Here is a 17,778-nt window from a genome sequence, read left to right on the forward strand (position 1 = left end):
TTGCTGCAATGAATCAATTTAAACCCTCTTATGCTTCTGGATGATTTAGCTCCTAAACTACTTGCTTATTCCGGAAAGTGACAGAAGAGGGATAATCCTATCGCATCTATAATTCCTGCTACTATCCCTAAATGGTCTATGTTCGGAATTTCAATGTCTTTAGTATTCAAAATCACAACAGTATTCTCCACGTCTTCTGTTGCAATTCTCTCATTTATCTTTTTACGATCAATTAATTTTTTTCACTATAAAGTTTTTCCTTTTTCCTGTCTTCATCACAAAATTTAATTTTCTGACCAGTCAAGAGACTTAATGCTATTTGTTAGCATTAAGTCTCTTGACTTTTGAATTGAACTTAGTTCCTGTGTAGTACTTTGTCAGCTGTTTGTTGATGTGTGACAGTTAGGGTGCGGAAGGTGGGTTTTAAAGCATTTTTTCTAAGAACTGCTTGGCGCGATCGCACTGAGGATTTTGGAAAAACTCGCTAGGAGTAGTATCTTCTGCTAAACTTCCCTGGTCGAGGAACATAATCCGATTAGCAACTTCTTTGGCAAAGCCCATTTCATGGGTAACGATCGCCATTGTCATTCCAGATAATGCTAAAGCTTTCATCACTTCCAACACATCCTTAACCATTTCTGGATCTAAGGCAGAAGTGGGTTCATCAAACAAAATCATCTCAGGTTCCATTGCTAATGCCCGGGCGATCGCTACTCGCTGTTTCTGTCCCCCCGATAGTTTGGATGGATAGACAGACACTTTTGACTCTAAACCTACCTTAGCAAGCAATTCTAAGCCATGTTCTTCTGCTTTTTGCTTGTTTATTCCTTTCACTTTGATGGGTGCATAGGTGACATTTTGCAGCACATTCATGTGGGGAAATAAATTAAAATGTTGAAATACCATTACCAAATGCTGGCGCACCTTAGCGATGTTTGCTTTCGGCTTGGTAATTTCTTGATCGTGAAAGTAGATTCTGCCTCTGGTGGGTTGTTCTAGCAAGTTGATGCATCGTAAAAAGGTAGACTTACCTGAACCAGAAGGCCCTAGGATAGCAACCACTTCCCCCTGATAAAACTCGGTGGAAATATCTTTGAGTACCTCAAGTTTACCAAAAGATTTACACAAGAATTCCGTCCGAATTACTACATTATTCACTTTCCCGTAACCTCCTTTCTAAAGCAGATGCACCCAAGGTCATACCCATTACCAAAACATAGTAGATTAACCCTGCAAACAGCAGTGGTTCAAAATAAATATATTTGTTTGCACCAACGATTTGGGCGCTGCGTAATATTTCCACCACCCCAATAGTTGACACCAGCGCGGAATCTTTGAGCAATCCAATAGTTTCATTTACCAATGCTGGGAGAATGTTCTTCAATGCTTGGGGCAAAATCACATCCCACATCATTAACCAATAGGGAACACCCATAGACATTGCTGCTTCACTTTGCCCTTTATCCACTGCCTGAATCCCACCTCTGATGGTTTCTGACATATAAGCACCAGAATTTAGGGTAAAAGTTAACACCCCAGCCTCCAATGCGGAAATGTCATAGCCTGTAAGCTGGGGTGTTGCATAGTAAACCAACGCCAACTGTAATAGCAAGGGTGTGCCTCGAAAAACAGAAGTGTAGGCGTTAGCAACCCAGGTAAGCGGCTTAATGCCGAGAATTTTTAATAGAGACAGGATTGTTCCCCAGATTAACCCCAAGGATACAGACAATAGCGTGAACAACAAAGTTAAAGGGATTCCCCGAAGAATAAAGGGAATGTCTGGAAGAATTCTGGTGAAGTCAAGATTCAATCCGCCTTTGGCAGGAGTTGAAGATGCAGGATTGGCGGCGGTGTTCTGTGAAAACCACTTGGTTACTAGTTTAGCCAATGTGCCATCATCCTTCATTTGTTGAAGGACTTTGTTAAACGGTTCTACAAAAGAAGAACCTTTAGGAAAAGCGATCGCCGATCCACTTGCTTCCTCTGAAGGAATAATATTAAATTCTAAATCTGGGTTAGCTTGAGCAAATCCTTTAGCGACAGTATCCTCAACAATTGCTGCATCAATTCGCCCAGATTTGATTTCTTGAACTACTTCCGGCACTTTATTGAGTTGCTTTAGCTGAATACCTGCAACTTTTTTAGCAATTTTCTGGGCATTTTGTTCCTGTATCGTTCCTAATTGTACGCCAACTTTTTTTGCTGATAAATCTTGGGGCTGCTTTAGGTTACTACCTTTAGGAGCGACAATCGTATCTTTAGCTTCGTAATAAATAATTGAAAAATCAATATTTTTTTGACGTTCTGGAGTCGGAGTCATCCCAGCCATGACAAAATCAGCACGATTTGCTTGGAGTGCAGGAATTAATCCATTAAAATCGGATTCCATTATCTGAAGTTTGAACCCTAGTTTTTCAGCAAGGGTTTTGGCAATATCTATATCAAAGCCAACAATTTGGCGATCGCCTCCTTTTGTATCATAAAACTCATAAGGAGGATAATCTGGCGAAGTAATCATCGTCAGCGTGTCTTTCCCTAAAGGTAAAGCAGCTTTTAGAGAATTACTATGTCCTGTGATGATGCTGATTCCTACTACTGCTACAGCCAGTATCGTTAATATCCATACTTTCTTTTTCTTCATAGACCTGATAAATATATAAACTCTCACATCAATCGAGCAGATAATATCTGTGATATCATATTCGCTGAATTGCCCATAAAGAAAGAACCTCACCCCGCTTATAACTAAAGTTACAGGCTTACTTCTCTCCCTAGTAAGCTAAAGTGAAAGTAATGGCTACGGCAGGCTACGCCTACAGGGCAAACGCATCTAAATATTGACAAGCCTGAATCAGAGTAAAATACACCAAGACTTAAACTACATAGGGCTTTGAGGAAATTTAACCTCACCGTTAATGAAAATGAGAATCATTATGAGGGGGGAGTTAGAGGCAGCCGACGGCTGCCTGAATTTTCACGGTCAGTTCTCCACTAAATAGCGTAGGTTTTCTCACAGTCTGATTCTCAATAGTTTTAGATTAATGACTATGAATCACGAGAATATCAGCGCAAAGAAATTTGATATCTCTGATTTCAGAAATATCAATACTTTGTTTCAATCCCTAATAGGGATTTTGATGAATTGCAATAATTCTGTCTGGTCAGGGAGATTATTTTGGTAATGTTTCAATCCCTAATAGGGATTTTGATGAATTGCAATGACAAGTACTTCCAAGAGTACATGGGTCGGGTACGTTTCAATCCCTAATAGGGATTTTGATGAATTGCAATCCGTGCGGAGATATGGCGAGTTTCTGGAAATCTTGTTTCAATCCCTAATAGGGATTTTGATGAATTGCAATTGAAGCTGCGATGAGAAGTCCAATAACTTGGTCAGGTTTCAATCCCTAATAGGGATTTTGATGAATTGCAATGGAAGAAAGAAGGGAAGCGGAAATAAATATTCAGGTTTCAATCCCTAATAGGGATTTTGATGAATTGCAATCCAAGGTAAACGCGGGGAATGCCTGGGTAGTTTAGGTTTCAATCCCTAATAGGGATTTTGAGGAATTGCAATACCCATATTTCATAATTGTCAGGGATAAAACGGTTGTTTCAATCCCTAATAGGGATTTTGAGGAATTGCAATCCTTGGCATCTCTCCCAAACTGCCACGCCAGTAAGTTTCAATCCCTAATAGGGATTTTGAGGAATTGCAATTAAATTTCTCAAATCGTCTACTTCAGTAATGGTGTAAGTTTCAATCCCTAATAGGGATTTTGAGGAATTGCAATGCGTTAGTACCAAATATTTCGGCGATAGTTTTTTCTGTTTCAATCCCTAATAGGGATTTTGAGGAATTGCAATGGACTCGTGAGCAACTTAAAAAACTCTCTGAACGCGTTTCAATCCCTAATAGGGATTTTGAGGAATTGCAATCTTCTAGTAGTGCTGGTTCTCGTCCTGCTTATGCAGTTTCAATCCCTAATAGGGATTTTGAGGAATTGCAATGAATGGACTTGAAAGCAATGGCACACAAGAAAATGCGTTTCAATCCCTAATAGGGATTTTGAGGAATTGCAATCTTTTACCCAGAGTTTCTACCGTGTCTGTCCTCGTTGTTTCAATCCCTAATAGGGATTTTGAGGAATTGCAATCGGGTGGCTCAATTCCCGGTACTGATGAGTCGTTTCAATCCCTAATAGGGATTTTGATGAATTGCAATTTTAGATAAGCGATCGCCTCACCCTTACTTAATTCCGTTTCAATCCCTAATAGGGATTTTGATGAATTGCAATAAAAAAGAAGCTTTTGTATTCGGATCTTTTGGCTGGTTTCAATCCCTAATAGGGATTTTGATGAATTGCAATCTGCAATCAAAGCATACTATCGGTGGTACGGAGTAGTTTCAATCCCTAATAGGGATTTTGATGAATTGCAATAGCGGGAGCCTGAAAGCCAAGCTGTATTTAGTTTTCAAGGTGCGGTTGCGCGATTAAAAGGCAATCATAGCATTAGAGAATTTGTTTGGAAAGAGCGCCAGGAAAATTTAAAGGCTGAAATCGTATTTTGATAAGCATTTCAGAGATTGCGCGGATGAGGATTAGGCGACTAATAGGTTGAAAGCCTTACTGGAGTAGAAATAGAAGCATTTTTTTGGGGCTATGGAATTTGTACACCTACCCTTTGGCACATTTGATATACAAAAACCTAGCCAGAAGAAGACTCCGCAAAGAAAATTGTTTCGTCTCGTGGCTGTTCTCCGCCAATGCGTTCGACTTTTCGCTGACAACATCCACAGAGAAAATAAAAACGAACGCTGTCAGTGTCGGGTTTAATCAATTTAGCCAAACGCGATCGCAGTTTAGCATACTGAGTAGGAGTAATATCGCACTCAAACACACTCAGTTGCATCCATTGTCCGTAAGACTTCAAAACCGAATGGATTTTAGTCCGACGCTTATCTTCTGGAATGTCGTAGCTGACAACAATATACATATAGCAATCTGATTTGATTCCTAAATTACTCGTAGAGACTGGGGACTAGGGACTGGGGGCTGGGGACTGGGAAAAAGGAATAAAGGTGTACTGAGTTTTTTCACGCAATCAAATATGAGTCCTATAGCAAAGTACCAAAGAAGAACAAATGACAAGTTATTTGAGAATTAAAGGAGGATATTTATCGATTTCGTTCATCAGGTACTTACTTAATAACCTCGCTTGAATTTCAAAGGATTCTTGGTAGGTGCATTTGTTTCCCATGACTGGATGCTTGAAACTCGATTGTTTTTTTTGTTCGTAGGCGCGAAGAAATGTATGCAATCCTTCTTTGGTTAAAGACACAGCACCACTAAGCGGTTCGGTGGTAAAGTCAGTTAGGGTTAGCGATCGCTTGTTAATCAACGACAACACTACAGCATCCACTATTAAAGGACGAAATTCTTCCATTAAGTCTAAGGCTAGGGAAGGTCTACCATAACGCTCGACGTGTAAGTATCCTAGATAAGGATCGAAGCCAACAATATTTAAAGCACTTTGCACATCATGACGTAGCAATGAATACCCAAAGCTCAGTAGAGCATTAACTGGATCGGTTGGTGGGCGGCGGCGTCTGGCTTCAAATTGGAATTCTGAGGTTTTAATTAGCTGTTGAAAGCAACCAAAATAAGCTGCACTACCAGCACCTTCTAAGCCTCTGAGAGAATCAATATTGTTTGTGTTTTCGATTGGTGCGATCGCCTGTTCCAATCGAGTAATGTTATTATTCAGGTCAGTATCGGGATGTTCTCGCTGAGTGCGAAGTAAGCTATGGCGGTAATTTTTCAGTTTACCCCGCACAAATCCTTTAACTAAATGTATTGCTGGTTCTGATTCTCCTATAGCTTGCCATTGGGCTTTACGAACAAAGATATTTTTGGTAACTTCTGGTTCTAAACGTCCTAAATATCGTCCGTTTTGTGTGAGAAATGTTAAACAAATGTGACGTTCTAAAAGTTCCTTGACGACGGCGGGGGAAATAGTAGCCCGTCCTAGTACTACAATTCCTTCTAGTTTAATTAAAGGGATATCTAAGATTGTTTTTTGTTCAGCTTTGACAGTGAGGCGTTCGTCAATTTTGCCGATAAAAGCATCTATTTGTGTTATGTAAAGTGTTCCCATCTGTGATTCTTCCTAGTAATAATTTGTGCTTAAAGACGTGATTTATCACGTCTTTACATTATGTTTTTGGGTTTATCTAAACTGTCTTGGAGTATAATTTAATTTACTTCTTGATAAATTTTGACTTTATCAGTTGCTTTCGGTAAACATTGCAAATAAAGACTGCATCCTTGGCAGCGTTTGCTGTAAACTGGTTTTGGCATGACTCCTGTTTCTAGGAGATTTGTAACAGATTGAATAGTTGCGATCGCACTTTGCCGTAACTCTGCATTAATCTCTACTAATTGCCGTTGATGCGAATGAACATAATAGATATATCCACTAGTAACAGTTTGCCCTGTCATTTCTTCTAAACATAAAGCTTGGGCACAAACTTGTAACTCATCGTTATCCCATTCGCCTTTGCGCCCCCGTTTGTATTCCACTGGATAAAATTGACCTGATTCTACTTCAATTAAATCAGATTTGCCGATAAGTTTATATTGCTCAGACTTTAGCCAAATTGCTCGAATCTGCCAAGTTTCCCCTCGCTGTCCATCGCTTGTCGTGTGGACGCGCTCATGTAAATTTGTACCTTCAATTGTGTATTGATTATCTGTAAATTCGCCAGCACAAAACACCCGCCAACAACGATGCGGACAATAAGCGTATTGATTTAATGCCGCAATCGAAATATATTCGGTTTGATTCATAACTTAGGTGGTTTTTAAATGATCATTAAAATTATGGAGAATATAGCCGCCGTGTCATTCCCATTCCCATAGTTGTTTTACGACCAATTCCTGCATACAAAGCAAAATCAGCTAAAGCATTAAGTTGCTTAATTTGGATTGGTTCAATTTGTCCCAAAATCTTGTAGTTAACTTCGCCAAGAATGCCAATAAATTTACTGCGGGAGTCGGCTAATATTTCTGTGTAAATATTGACAAATGAGGGAAATATTGCCTCAATAGCAATATGAGATAATTCTATACCACTGTATTTATTCCACCGCGAAAGTAGGGAATTAAACACAGATTCTCTGGTAGGAAGGGTAGTATCATACTGTCCTTGACGGAAGGCGGTAGGCGTGCAGAAGCTAAGGTTAATGGAAGAATTACGCTCGCTAGCTTCTTCGTATAATTGAGCGTAAGTAGTGGCATTTGCCCAAGGTTGAATAGATTGGGGTGTGCCTTGAATGCTGGTAATATACAAGTCAGCCGGGCCAAGATGCCAAGGGCGATTGGGATTAAGATTTAGCCAGAGTTGAGTAAGTTTGCCAAATAAAGTGTCATCTAGTAAAGAGATGCGCCACCAACAAGGTGTTCCGGCGGGAATAAGTTGTTGATGTGAGTATTGCAATTTAGATCCCCCTTTACCCCCCTTCAGAAGGGGAGAATTAATTTGTAGAGGGGAGAGGGTGAAAGCTTTGTCAGCAGTGGAATCGTGCAAGCGATCGCCCAATATATTATCTACAGAACTAACCAGGGTTAAAAATAGAGCGTGGAGATGTCTACCTGTGAGATACTGTGGTGGAATAGGCGATTGAGGTAGCAAATTCAACACTAAACTATGAGGCATACTTTCTCTTTTTAGTTGTAGACTGAGTGCTTCTTGACTCTATAGTAAACTCAGGAATTTCCTGGAGTTCAGCTTCACTCAAACTATACTGCTCACAAACTAAACTTAAGCGATTTCCTGGAGTTTTGACAGCGTTAACCGAATGAGTTAAATCACCTTGAAAATAAACTAAAGTATTGAATTGGGGCTTAATTTGCCCAAGTTGGCGTTTGTGCGATCGCAATACCAGTTCTCCTCCTTCCATATCTGCAGGTACTCGCACATAAAGCACACTCACAACCGCAGGTGGTTCAATGGTTTTGGAGTAGGAACGCAAAGAGCGATCGATATGCGGATCGACGCGGGAGCCTTCTTTTAGCTGTAAAGGATTGAGGTAAAAAGCATTACAATTCGACTGGAGAGCCAAATCGAGGTAAGGCTTGAAGTAAGGAAACTGCTGTTCTACTTTTACTAATCCAGAACGCTGAAATACGACAGAAAATCCTTTAGTGGCGACAAAATCGCGATTGAGGTTGTTGATAGCAAAGTAAGGACAAGCTTGGATTTCTCCCCACAAGTTGTTGAGGTAATCGTTGGGGAAGGCGTTGGTTTGTTGTTGATAGTGTTTCACTGGGGATAGAGGAGCGATCGCTGAATGTGGTATCTAAAATTTTAAAGGTTGTCGAGTGATGATAGTAGTATTCTTTTAAGTGAGAAAAAGTACGTAAGGAGAAAGAACAATGAGAATTGATGATTACAATGCAGCAAAGGCACTAACTGAAAAACTTAAAGAGAACTTACCTATTAAAGCACGAGCGGGGAAGGAGTTTTTGAAGACATTAAAGCAAAAAGGGGTAAACGCCGATCCAGACAGAGAGTTTGAAATTGATTTCGTTGGCTATTCAGGAGATGAAGGTGGGATTATGTGCGGATTAAAGGAGCCAAATAATCCCGAAAGCAAAGAAAAATATGTTTCTTCTATTACTCACCTAAAAATTGACTCTAATCATTCCCTAGCTGCTGAAGTGCAGACTTACCAACGTCAGAGAATTCGGAAGTTAATGTTGCAAGACTCCAGAGGTTTTAAAGCAGAGCTAATGACATTATAGCCAGCAAAAAATAAAATTCGTGGTAAAGGTTTTGGGAAGTAATTAACTCCGAAAACGATATTCTATCCGCGCTGGAATTTTCAAGTTTTGAATGCCATCAAAATGATAGTATTGACCTTGCATTTGGACATTCTGAATTAAGCTAACTGGAGGCATATTCACAACATCATAGCTAATCACTTGATTGGTGAACATGACATCTAAAGGATTTAATGGGTGTGTACAAGTGAATATACCTTCGGCAATTTTAGGTTTCGGTAATTTTTCTACCGTCACTTCAGCTTTGCTCATCCATTTACCCAAGCGAATCCACTTTGGTAGTTTGAGTTCTTTTTGGGAGATGACAAAAAACTCAAATTTACTTTCTGCTGCTATTTCTTTTGCTCTGCCAAAACTGGGAATATTTTTCTGTGTTTTCTCCATTTCAACGTGGTAGTTGTTGTTAGCATACTTCCAGGTATTCAAGATGGAAGAATGATTGAGCGATCGCGCCGGAGTTACGTAAATTTCCTGTTGATTCAGTGGCGTTAAATGCTCCTCATATTTTGGTACTTGTTCGGGGCAAAAATAGCGATATGAATGTTCTTCAGCAACGGTAGTAGAGTAGATTTGGCTATCAACTAATCCCAGCGCATAACAGAGAGCATAATTGTGAATTATTGGCTCTGTTTCGTATAATCTACCGATTTCACGAGTTGCGTAATAGAGACTGTCATGAAGTTCTATTTGACAGCGATAAATTAACACCATATTGCTTACTCCACTACAGCAGCAGCTTTCTTATTATTCTTGGTATCTTTTTTAGGGTCTTTCTTACCTGATTTAAGAACCCATGTTTGAGCATAAACAGATGATTCAGCATTTGCTTGACTCAACATTTCTTGCAATCGAGTTTCATCACTGGTGATAGACTTAACTTCACTCAAAAGTTGTGTAAAGGATGCACCAACAAAATCAGTATGAGAAATACACTCTTGAGACATTAGAGCAGTAATTGCTTGTGTAGCAGCCTCTAAAACCTCGTCTTCATTGAGCGGATCTGGAGGATTAATTTGCTTTGGAGTTGCATTGCTCATTACGTCATAAATCTTTTGAGTCCAGAGAAGATTACTAACAATTTCACCATCAGCGAAAATGACTCCAACTAACTCATTACGTACTCTACCAGTGCGGGTAGTCTGCGCTCCATAATGGCGTGTCCTGAGAATGTTGTTGAAAACGTAGAGAAATCCAGCTTCAGTGGGATCTTTGAGGGTGACAATACTGGGGAAAAAGACTTGAGGTAAGATATGATCTTGACTATTAATACGGCTGGTTACTTCCCCTTGACGGCTCATCGTCCCGTTTTCAAAAGGTGCATTGAGGGTAAAGTTAAGGTGAGAATCATCAAAGGGTGTAATCGAGTACGCTGTGTCTACAACTACTTTAGACTTTTCAGAGCCGGAATCACCAATAGCAAAACCGTAGAGAATACAATCAGGAGTAGTTTTGCTGAAATCTACGTTGTAATCGCATTTTTCCCAGTCACCAATTTTGTAGTTACGTAGTAATTCTCTACCTGTCAAACGTTCTGGTGTAGACTGCTTGCGCTTAAACATTGCCAAGCGACTAATAGGTTCTTTGTTTTCAATCCCAGCACGTACTCTTGCTTTATTGAGTTCACCATCTGTCTGGAATAAAGGATAGGATTCTGTAACACGAATAGTAATAAAATGAACATATTTCCCCATTGGTTTAGCAGGGATTACATCGTGGAAAAATTTAGAATCGAGCGTTTTCAGTAATTTCATGGTTTGATTACTCCAATTTAGCTAGTTGAAAAAAAAGAATAAATTAGACTGATGCTTCAAGTTATAATTCAGGAATATCATCAGGCTCATCTTGCGGACGTGCTTTACGTTCCTCATCATCTGCTAGGCGATAAAGGTATTCACAGGTATCTCTAATTAAATTAAGTTGAGTACCTGCTAAACGTGCGCGATCGCCTTTAAAACTTTCCTCAAAAATGTCTTTCACAAAATACTTGGCAAAGTCATATACGGCTTGACGTTCTTCTGCATCATTTAAAGCACGTTTCCACTTACCATCTACCAAAATAAAAGTACGTCTCCCTTCCGCAGCACCGCGTTCAACCTTATTCATTAATTTCGATAAACGCGCAGCTACAGCATCTGTTAATGATTCAGCGTCACTAGCTACAGCTTTATCAATTTTCAAAATTACATCAGCAGCCTCATCAATAGGTTTAAGGATAGCATTTGCTTTTGGTGGTTTACCTTTAGTTTGTGCGTGGTAAAATTTACGATAGAGTGATGTTAATTCACGTAATTGATTCACAGCTTTTCCTTCTGGTTCAAAGTAGTGATAAAAGTCCAAGTATAGGCGAACTTTAGCAATAGGTACAGAATCAATTTTGTCTTGCTTCCGTAGCCATTTATTCAAGTAATGAAAGACATAAAGAGGACTGGTTTCTAAATCCCGTGCCAAATCTGCTAATTTTCCCCAATCTGGATCGCCATCCTTTTTACGGTTAACTTCCAAGTGGATGGAGTAAGCCGCAGTCAGAGCATTGAGCGGGGAAAATTTACGCTTTTCTAAACTACGAGGTAGAATACTATCTAAACGATAATTATCTTTTTGAATCAAAGAACGAATTGCTTGATGTTCTCCATCAATTAAAACTGTTTGTTCAAAATCAGCGCCACTGATAAAAGGTGGTATAGGTGATTCTGATGCAACAACTTTCACATCAAGAACAAGCGGTAATACTAACGCTAACCAAGCTGGTGTTACCCAAGATTCTGTGTCTGTAGCGTCTCTTCCAGGAGGTAAACCTAAAAAGAAAAATGTTAGTGTTTCTTTGTCTGAAAAGCTAATTTTGAAGGTACGATCATCCTCTGGTTTGAGATTTTCCTTAATCAGGAGATAATCAACTTTTTGATAATCTTCAATTTCAAAATTTGCAACTTGATTTTCGGTAATAAAATGCTTACGCATTTCTGCATCAAACCGGGTTCGAGAAAATTGATTGTAAGCTAGTTGCAAAAATTTATTAGTTTCTGGGGTAAAGAAGTAAGTTGGATAAAGATAGAGATAGCGATATTTACGCCCTTCAAAGTCTGCTCCTACAGCATTTGTTTGGTTCATCAAAATTTGCCTCAACATGATTTCAATAGACCAAATTGAGCAAATTTGCCGTTTAGCAGCTTGAGCATTAAATAAAATCTGACGATTACTGTAGACTTGAGGCGCGAATAAAGTCGCTGCTTCCATTTGTTCAGTCACAGTATACGAAGAACTAGAAATTGCACAAACATTTTCTCTTCCTCTACCTGTAATTTTTGCGGCATTATAGCGTTTTAGTTCAACTAAAAATGAGTCTGGCTTTGGTTCTATAACTGCGCCTGTTGGTAATGAAATAACTCGGTTGACATAAGTTTTTAAATCATCCCAGCCATCAGGCACATCCTGAAATTCTGCTAAAATTGGTCTAATAAAGACAGCAGCATGATTTACCATCCCTTTCATTACTTCCAGGATTTGAACAAAATCTAATCCTGAATGATTGCGAAAGTATTGTGATGCTAGATAATACCAATCAAGAGGTACACCACCTGTTTTTTTCAAAGATTGAATTTGTCTGATAGCTGGAATCTCTGCTGATAATTCTAAATATTCAGCTAACTTTTGTGTCAAATCTAAATCAGGAATAGTTCTCCTCTCATTTTTTGGCTGTTGTTTCTGCCAATCATTAACTTTTTCACACCAACTACCCCAAATTCCTCGACATAGAGTATCACCAAACTCTGCTAATCTATCAATACGAACTTCATTAGCAAATTGCAAGTTTAAATGTACTGGTAATTCGTCTTGTGCTTGATAATTCTGTAAACTTTCGCCTCGCTTCTCAGCAGAAGCAGTTTTTGAATCTGGAAGTAGTCGAGAAGCAGCATCAATGCTAACTTCCATTAGTTCAACTACATCAAAAAATAACCAGTAATAATCCGCAAACTTAAATCCTTTACCATCACGATTAAAGCCTGTTTGTCTTTCTTTTAGTTTCTCTGAACACAGGTACTTAATTTTGGCAATAACTTGTTCAGGAATCTTATCAGTTGTAATCGGAGAAGCATCAACGGTAGCTAAATAGACAACACCATCAGGTAAATACAGCAATGATGTATAAAACTCTTCAGGATGTGCTGATATTAAAGCGTTATTAAAAATATTTGTGAGAATACCGCGATTCTCTGAAAGGGAGTGATAAGTAAGTTTTAGCTGATGATTACTTAATCTTGTAAGTAATGTCTGTAAGCCTCCAGATTCTACATCTCGTGGATGTTTGACAACTGAAGCAAATAAATCAGATAATCTAATTAGGTCAATTAAAACTTGTCTAATTCTACTATCTAGTCTTTCATCATCTAAAGGTTTTAGTCCACGAGTAGTTAAACCGAAATCAGAATCATTTTTAACGCCTGCATTACTGCTAATCTCAATGATGTCATCAATAAGTTCTTCCCATTTTTCACCAAGTAAGTGATATAAACCAAAATCTAAAATCTTTTTGGCAATGTATTCACGCCCAAGGTTAGGAGCATATTCTTTTTTTGGTGGATCTTCTTCCCAGTTGTGATTGATAAAATTTTGTTCTAACCAATCTGGATAGTCAGGGAATTTTTCATAGTCATGCAACAGGTAAGAAACAATAAATACAGAAGTTTGCAAGTCTTCACAACTACGTTTAACTGGATTTGTACCTATTTCTTCTGCTTGTAATCTTTTTAAAATGTGATAGCTGGGAAATAGACCGTTAAGTAAGTGAGCAAGTATAGATTGGTCGGCAGCATTGCGTCTATCTACTGGTTTTTTACCTGCTGCTACTCTTTTAGCATTAATGATTTCTATCGTAACTTCAAAGAATTTACCACCTTTAGCGGTTGCTCCTGCTAACTGTTGAATTAAATTAGGTAATACATAATCTGCAAACTTTTCTAGGATGCGATCGCCTTCATTTCCTTTTGTCTTTTTGACAGCTTCTTTAAATAACCGAATCGTGATAAATTCGCGTTTTGCAGGTGATTCATCATCTTCATCTTCTGGAGTATCAAAATCTGGTACTTCTTCCGGTAAATCATCATCAAATTCGTTCATTAATTTGTTTCCTCGCGTTCAATAAAGCAAATCATTGTTACTCATGTAGCTTGACTTTTAATAGCTTTTAGTTCTAACATATCCATCCTTCATCGTCTTTTGGCTTCCAATGCCAAGTTAAGGTTTCCAATAACAGTGCATCTTGTCCAAAAGTAATGGTGTAGCCAGGACTTCTATCCTCTGGCTCGTTGGTGAGGGGGTAAGCTTGAAAGTGCATAGGTAGTCCGAGGGTGGCGCGTAAAAAGTTGCGATCGCGGTCTGAAATAAAGCACACTAGTTTACGTCTACTCACAGCATCACTAATTTGGTTGATACCATAACCGTGTCGTTGGCAAATCTCCAAGTCCTTCAGAACTTGCACCTTACCAGATTTAGCCAGTTCTCTGAGATTCCCTGGATAATAGAAGTGCCAATCTTCCCGCACCTCTCGATAGCCTTTGAACTTTAAATAACACAAAGCTTTATCAAAGCGAGTAGTAATTACTCCTGCTTTCTCAGCTTTTTCTATAAAGTTATTTTTATCCCATAACTCGAAAATAAAGTTATTGAGAATGCCAGGAAGATTATACATTTTAAATCTTTCAGCTTCTGGCTCATCTGGATTAGTTAAGTCATAAATTGCACAATCTAACTGACTACTTCCCCGAAAACTCCTAGCTTCATCAATAATTTTTGTTTTCCCTTCATTTTGACAGCGATAAAACTGTGCATTCATTTGTTTAATACTAATTCCCAAAACATTTTGAATACTATTACCAAATTTCTTAGCTACCTCTGGATATTTCTCTTTCATGTGATGGTTTCCTTGCAGCTTTGAATAGATATAAGCTGATTGAATCCCACCCCATCGCTGAGGATATCGCTCAAACTGATTTTTATATAGCCAAAATTGCTTAATAGCATTGTTAAAATTAACGCGATCGTAAGTTTCACCATCTTGTAAAGGATGGGATTTATCTGCAAATAGCCTTCCAACAAGAAAGTTAGGTATTAAAGCATAAGCTTGATAAGTTTCAAACCCTTCATGTCTGCCAAGCCTACCAAAGCGTTGAATAAAATTTCCGGCATCAGCAGCTTCAAAAACTAGTAAATTAATCCGAAAGTCTACACCAACATCAATTGTAGACGTACCCAAAAGTAAATCTGCTTCAGCAACCGACTGAGATTTTTCAGTTTCTCCTGTTAAGCCAGTATTTTCTCTAACTTTCCATCGCGGTTCAAAGATAGCTCTTAATTTAGGTAATAGTTTCTTAACTGCTGCAATTGAATTGAGAATAATTGCCCCTTTGCTATTTGGATTATCTTGAAAAAACTTTAAAATTACTGTTTCGGCATTTTCTTCTATCCATTTGTAGCTAGAACTCAAATTAGGCTCTATATCTTGAGGAAAGCATAAGTTAATAGGCTGATTAATTTGCCGCCAACCATCGTTTGAGTTATTTGAAGAAAATTGATAAGCTCCAACATCAACCGGATCAATTTCTTTATATCTAAGTTGAGCTTTTTCTAAAAAAGTCTTTAATATTTCATTAGGTGTAGCAGAAAGAAAGAGAAACTTTTTATTAGCATTGCCAGTGTGCCTCATTAAAAGTATGGTATTGATGACACTAGCTATTTGTGGAGATGAAAAAATGTGAAATTCATCATAGATAAATAATTTATAATTTTCATCTATACGTCTAAATAACCTATCAGGGTTATCTATTTTTCCTCTTAAGTAGTAAAAATTATGGATGTAATGAAAAATGTCAGGATTCGTCAGCAGAATTTCATAGTTAGTAGAAAAGTCTTCTATCCCATCTCGTTTAGAAGACATCTGACTAGTTGCTATAGATTTCTCCAAAATAGCCGCAGTTAATCGTTTGATTTGCGGTTCGTACTTCGGTTGAAATATATCTTTGTATCCTTGCACCTGTTTTTCTTGATCTCTTGCAAGTTCGTTTGTCGGATACATGGCTAAAGTGTACGTGCGATTTGTCATCGCTGACAAATAAGCAGCCAAGCTTTTACCATCGCCTGTCATGGCTCTATTAAAGACAACATCAATATTTGGATCTTGTAATGCTTGATAAGTTTCTGCTTGATGCCAAGAAAGTGACCAATCTTTAGGTAATTTTACTCCGTCAGGTGTAATAACGGTTTGAGAATAAACAGGTTTGAGATTTATGCTGTAATTTTCAGACATATCCTTAAAAATTCCCTGCGAATGCTTAGTTTATCTGAACTGCTACTGCTATGTTGAAAGAATGACAAATTTATGAATCCAAGCAATTTATGCCACCAATGGTGGCAGTTTTTATATATGTGCTAAATACCACACACAAATTTCTGCAACCATTGGTTGCAGTTTTTTAGATGGGTATAAAACATTTCCAGGCTATTTCTCGCACTAATGGTGCGAGTTTTGACTTTACTTAAAAACTGTCCGTAACTCGTTGTTATTCACTATAATGCCATGCAAAATAGAAGTTGCCAAGATATATCCGTATAAAAGTGTCCGTATAAATATGAGTCGAAAAGGTCAATCTATTACACTGTCGATATCAGAACGTGATAAAGCCGAGTTAGAAGCGATCGCTCGTGAATTCGGTATGATGTGGGGAGAGGAACCTAACATCTCCAAGTTAATTAAAGCGATCGCTCAACGTAAGTTACTCATCGGTAACAATAACGATTGGAAAGAAACCCGCATTAGAGCATTACATAGATGTATCAATGCTTTGATAGACATTGGGCAAATTGAACAAGCCCAAATCATTGCAAACTTGCTTCTAGAACGCAGCGAACTATCATTACCTCTGCGAGGCGAAATCGAACGTTTCTTAGAGAATTTGCCCCCATCTTGGCGTTTAGAAATAGACCGCTATATTTTGCGCGAACAGCCCTTTCAGCTTTCCTATCAAGATGCAGCAGAGCATGTATCTAATTTTAACGTTCGCTATGCTAAAGTTGCACCCCACGAAAAGCGGTTATATCTTGATTGCTGGTGCGAAGAGACGGAAGGAAACTTTGATATCCCAGAACTGGTTCACAACTGGAGTTTACGATTAGACAGGATTACTGAAGCTGCTGTCATGCCAATTACTGGTGAGTGGCGAAGTTTGGCTGAGATAGAAGTGGAAATGCATCTATTTGCTGGCTTGGCTTTTGCCTATCAAGCTAAACCAGAAGACAATATTAATGAGTGGCTACCAGATAAAGCGCGAGTCCGGCGAGTTGTCAGGCGAGTATCTAGTACATTTTGGTTTAGCCGCGAAGTTATGCAGTATGCGCCAGATTGTGTAGTCATATTACCTGAGAATGTGCGCGATCGCCTTAAACAAAAACTCCTCACCTTATGCAATTTATACGATATCGAAACCAGGAGTTAAGTCTTGTGGGGTAGGACGCAAAGCCTGCCCTCCTAGACATCTGGCTGAATCGGTCGATATTCCTGAATGTTTCCCTTCTGAATAATTCATAACTTCCCAGTTACTTCTGCGTTAGCCCCTGAATCAGTAGTCTCTATTGCTTCTTGCCAAAATGCAAAATTAGGATGAGAAGGTAAGCGAATAATCACAATTCCTGAATAGTCAGAGGGATTGTATTTTAGACGATTTCCAAATCCGCGATCGCAAGTAACTAAACATCTACCTTCATGGCGACAAACATCAATAATTTATCGATCTGGTGCAGAACTTAAACCTTGTCCTGGTACTGTTGCAACATCATGTCCTGCTAATTGCAATAAAGTTACAACACGCAAGTCGATATTTTCATCTAGCTTTAATTTCACGCACTTGTTTCCTTTTGTTTGTCAGTTTCTGCAATCCTCTAC

13 protein-coding genes, 1 pseudogene and 1 CRISPR repeat array are annotated in these 17,778 nt (G+C 38.7%); of the genes and pseudogenes, 2 read left to right on the top strand and 12 right to left on the bottom strand.

From position 1 onward, the window contains the following. Positions 1 to 423 precede the first annotated feature (423 nt). From V7K79_RS17785 to V7K79_RS17815, 7 genes are all read right to left on the bottom strand, one after another. A complete protein-coding gene (locus V7K79_RS17785) occupies positions 424 to 1,158 on the bottom strand; it encodes an amino acid ABC transporter ATP-binding protein (RefSeq protein ID WP_335049324.1) in 735 nt (244 codons plus the stop codon). Beyond that, positions 1,151 to 2,641 carry an ABC transporter permease subunit gene (locus V7K79_RS17790; protein ID WP_335049325.1) on the bottom strand — a complete coding sequence of 497 codons (1,491 nt, stop codon included), beginning with the start codon at positions 2,639 to 2,641 and terminating at the stop codon, positions 1,151 to 1,153. Before V7K79_RS17790 ends, V7K79_RS17785 begins: the two co-directional genes overlap by 8 nt. 471 nt (positions 2,642 to 3,112) lie before the next feature. Continuing rightward, a CRISPR array of direct repeats spans positions 3,113 to 4,442; the repeat unit is 37 nt; unit sequence GTTTCAATCCCTAATAGGGATTTTGATGAATTGCAAT. 268 nt (positions 4,443 to 4,710) lie between these two features. Next, positions 4,711 to 4,998: a CRISPR-associated endonuclease Cas2 gene (gene cas2 / locus V7K79_RS17795; RefSeq protein WP_335049326.1), complete on the bottom strand. Its 288-nt coding sequence runs from the start codon at positions 4,996 to 4,998 to the stop codon at positions 4,711 to 4,713. A 156-nt stretch (positions 4,999 to 5,154) separates the two neighbouring features. Next, positions 5,155 to 6,159 carry a type I-D CRISPR-associated endonuclease Cas1d gene (gene cas1d, locus V7K79_RS17800; RefSeq protein WP_335049327.1) on the bottom strand — a complete coding sequence of 335 codons (1,005 nt, stop codon included), beginning with the start codon at positions 6,157 to 6,159 and terminating at the stop codon, positions 5,155 to 5,157. 98 nt (positions 6,160 to 6,257) lie between these two features. Then, the gene (gene cas4, locus V7K79_RS17805) at positions 6,258 to 6,851 is read right to left on the bottom strand and encodes a CRISPR-associated protein Cas4 (RefSeq protein ID WP_335049328.1); all 594 of its coding nucleotides are present in this window, start codon (positions 6,849 to 6,851) and stop codon (positions 6,258 to 6,260) included. A gap of 31 nt (positions 6,852 to 6,882) precedes the next feature. After that, complete coding sequence (cas6, locus tag V7K79_RS17810) at positions 6,883 to 7,719, bottom strand: CRISPR-associated endoribonuclease Cas6 (RefSeq protein WP_335049329.1); 837 nt, start codon at positions 7,717 to 7,719, stop codon at positions 6,883 to 6,885. Then, positions 7,709 to 8,329 carry a 2OG-Fe(II) oxygenase gene (locus V7K79_RS17815; RefSeq protein ID WP_335049330.1) on the bottom strand — a complete coding sequence of 207 codons (621 nt, stop codon included), beginning with the start codon at positions 8,327 to 8,329 and terminating at the stop codon, positions 7,709 to 7,711. The genes cas6 and V7K79_RS17815 overlap by 11 nt, the downstream gene beginning before the upstream one ends. A 109-nt stretch (positions 8,330 to 8,438) precedes the next feature. Here V7K79_RS17815 and V7K79_RS17820 point away from each other — a divergent pair, with 109 nt between their 5' ends. Next, the gene (locus V7K79_RS17820) at positions 8,439 to 8,807 is read left to right on the top strand and encodes a hypothetical protein (protein WP_335049331.1); all 369 of its coding nucleotides are present in this window, start codon (positions 8,439 to 8,441) and stop codon (positions 8,805 to 8,807) included. A gap of 42 nt (positions 8,808 to 8,849) precedes the next feature. On the opposite strand, the gene cas5d is transcribed toward V7K79_RS17820, so the two are convergent. From cas5d to cas3, 4 genes are all read right to left on the bottom strand, one after another. Next, positions 8,850 to 9,557 carry a type I-D CRISPR-associated protein Cas5/Csc1 gene (gene cas5d, locus V7K79_RS17825; protein ID WP_335049332.1) on the bottom strand — a complete coding sequence of 236 codons (708 nt, stop codon included), beginning with the start codon at positions 9,555 to 9,557 and terminating at the stop codon, positions 8,850 to 8,852. Positions 9,558 to 9,562: 5 nt separating this feature from the next. After that, positions 9,563 to 10,597, bottom strand: coding sequence for a type I-D CRISPR-associated protein Cas7/Csc2 (cas7d, locus tag V7K79_RS17830; protein ID WP_335049333.1), 1,035 nt, complete (start codon positions 10,595 to 10,597; stop codon positions 9,563 to 9,565). Positions 10,598 to 10,658: 61 nt separating this feature from the next. After that, positions 10,659 to 13,961 carry a type I-D CRISPR-associated protein Cas10d/Csc3 gene (cas10d, locus tag V7K79_RS17835; RefSeq protein ID WP_335049334.1) on the bottom strand — a complete coding sequence of 1,101 codons (3,303 nt, stop codon included), beginning with the start codon at positions 13,959 to 13,961 and terminating at the stop codon, positions 10,659 to 10,661. Between the two features lie 73 nt (positions 13,962 to 14,034). Continuing rightward, positions 14,035 to 16,146, bottom strand: a complete 2,112-nt coding sequence (gene cas3, locus V7K79_RS17840; RefSeq protein ID WP_335049335.1) for a type I-D CRISPR-associated helicase Cas3' — start codon at positions 16,144 to 16,146, stop codon at positions 14,035 to 14,037. A 322-nt stretch (positions 16,147 to 16,468) separates the two neighbouring features. On the opposite strand from cas3, the gene V7K79_RS17845 reads away from it, so the two are divergent. Next, the gene (locus V7K79_RS17845; protein ID WP_335049336.1) at positions 16,469 to 17,332 is read left to right on the top strand and encodes a WYL domain-containing protein; all 864 of its coding nucleotides are present in this window, start codon (positions 16,469 to 16,471) and stop codon (positions 17,330 to 17,332) included. 86 nt (positions 17,333 to 17,418) lie between these two features. Here V7K79_RS17845 and V7K79_RS17850 read toward each other — a convergent pair. Beyond that, a pseudogene (locus tag V7K79_RS17850) lies at positions 17,419 to 17,736 on the bottom strand (DUF5615 family PIN-like protein). Between the last annotated feature and the right edge of the window lie 42 nt (positions 17,737 to 17,778).

The sequence above is a fragment of the Nostoc sp. genome (genome assembly GCF_036917575.1).
Lineage (GTDB): Bacteria > Cyanobacteriota > Cyanobacteriia > Cyanobacteriales > Nostocaceae > Nostoc.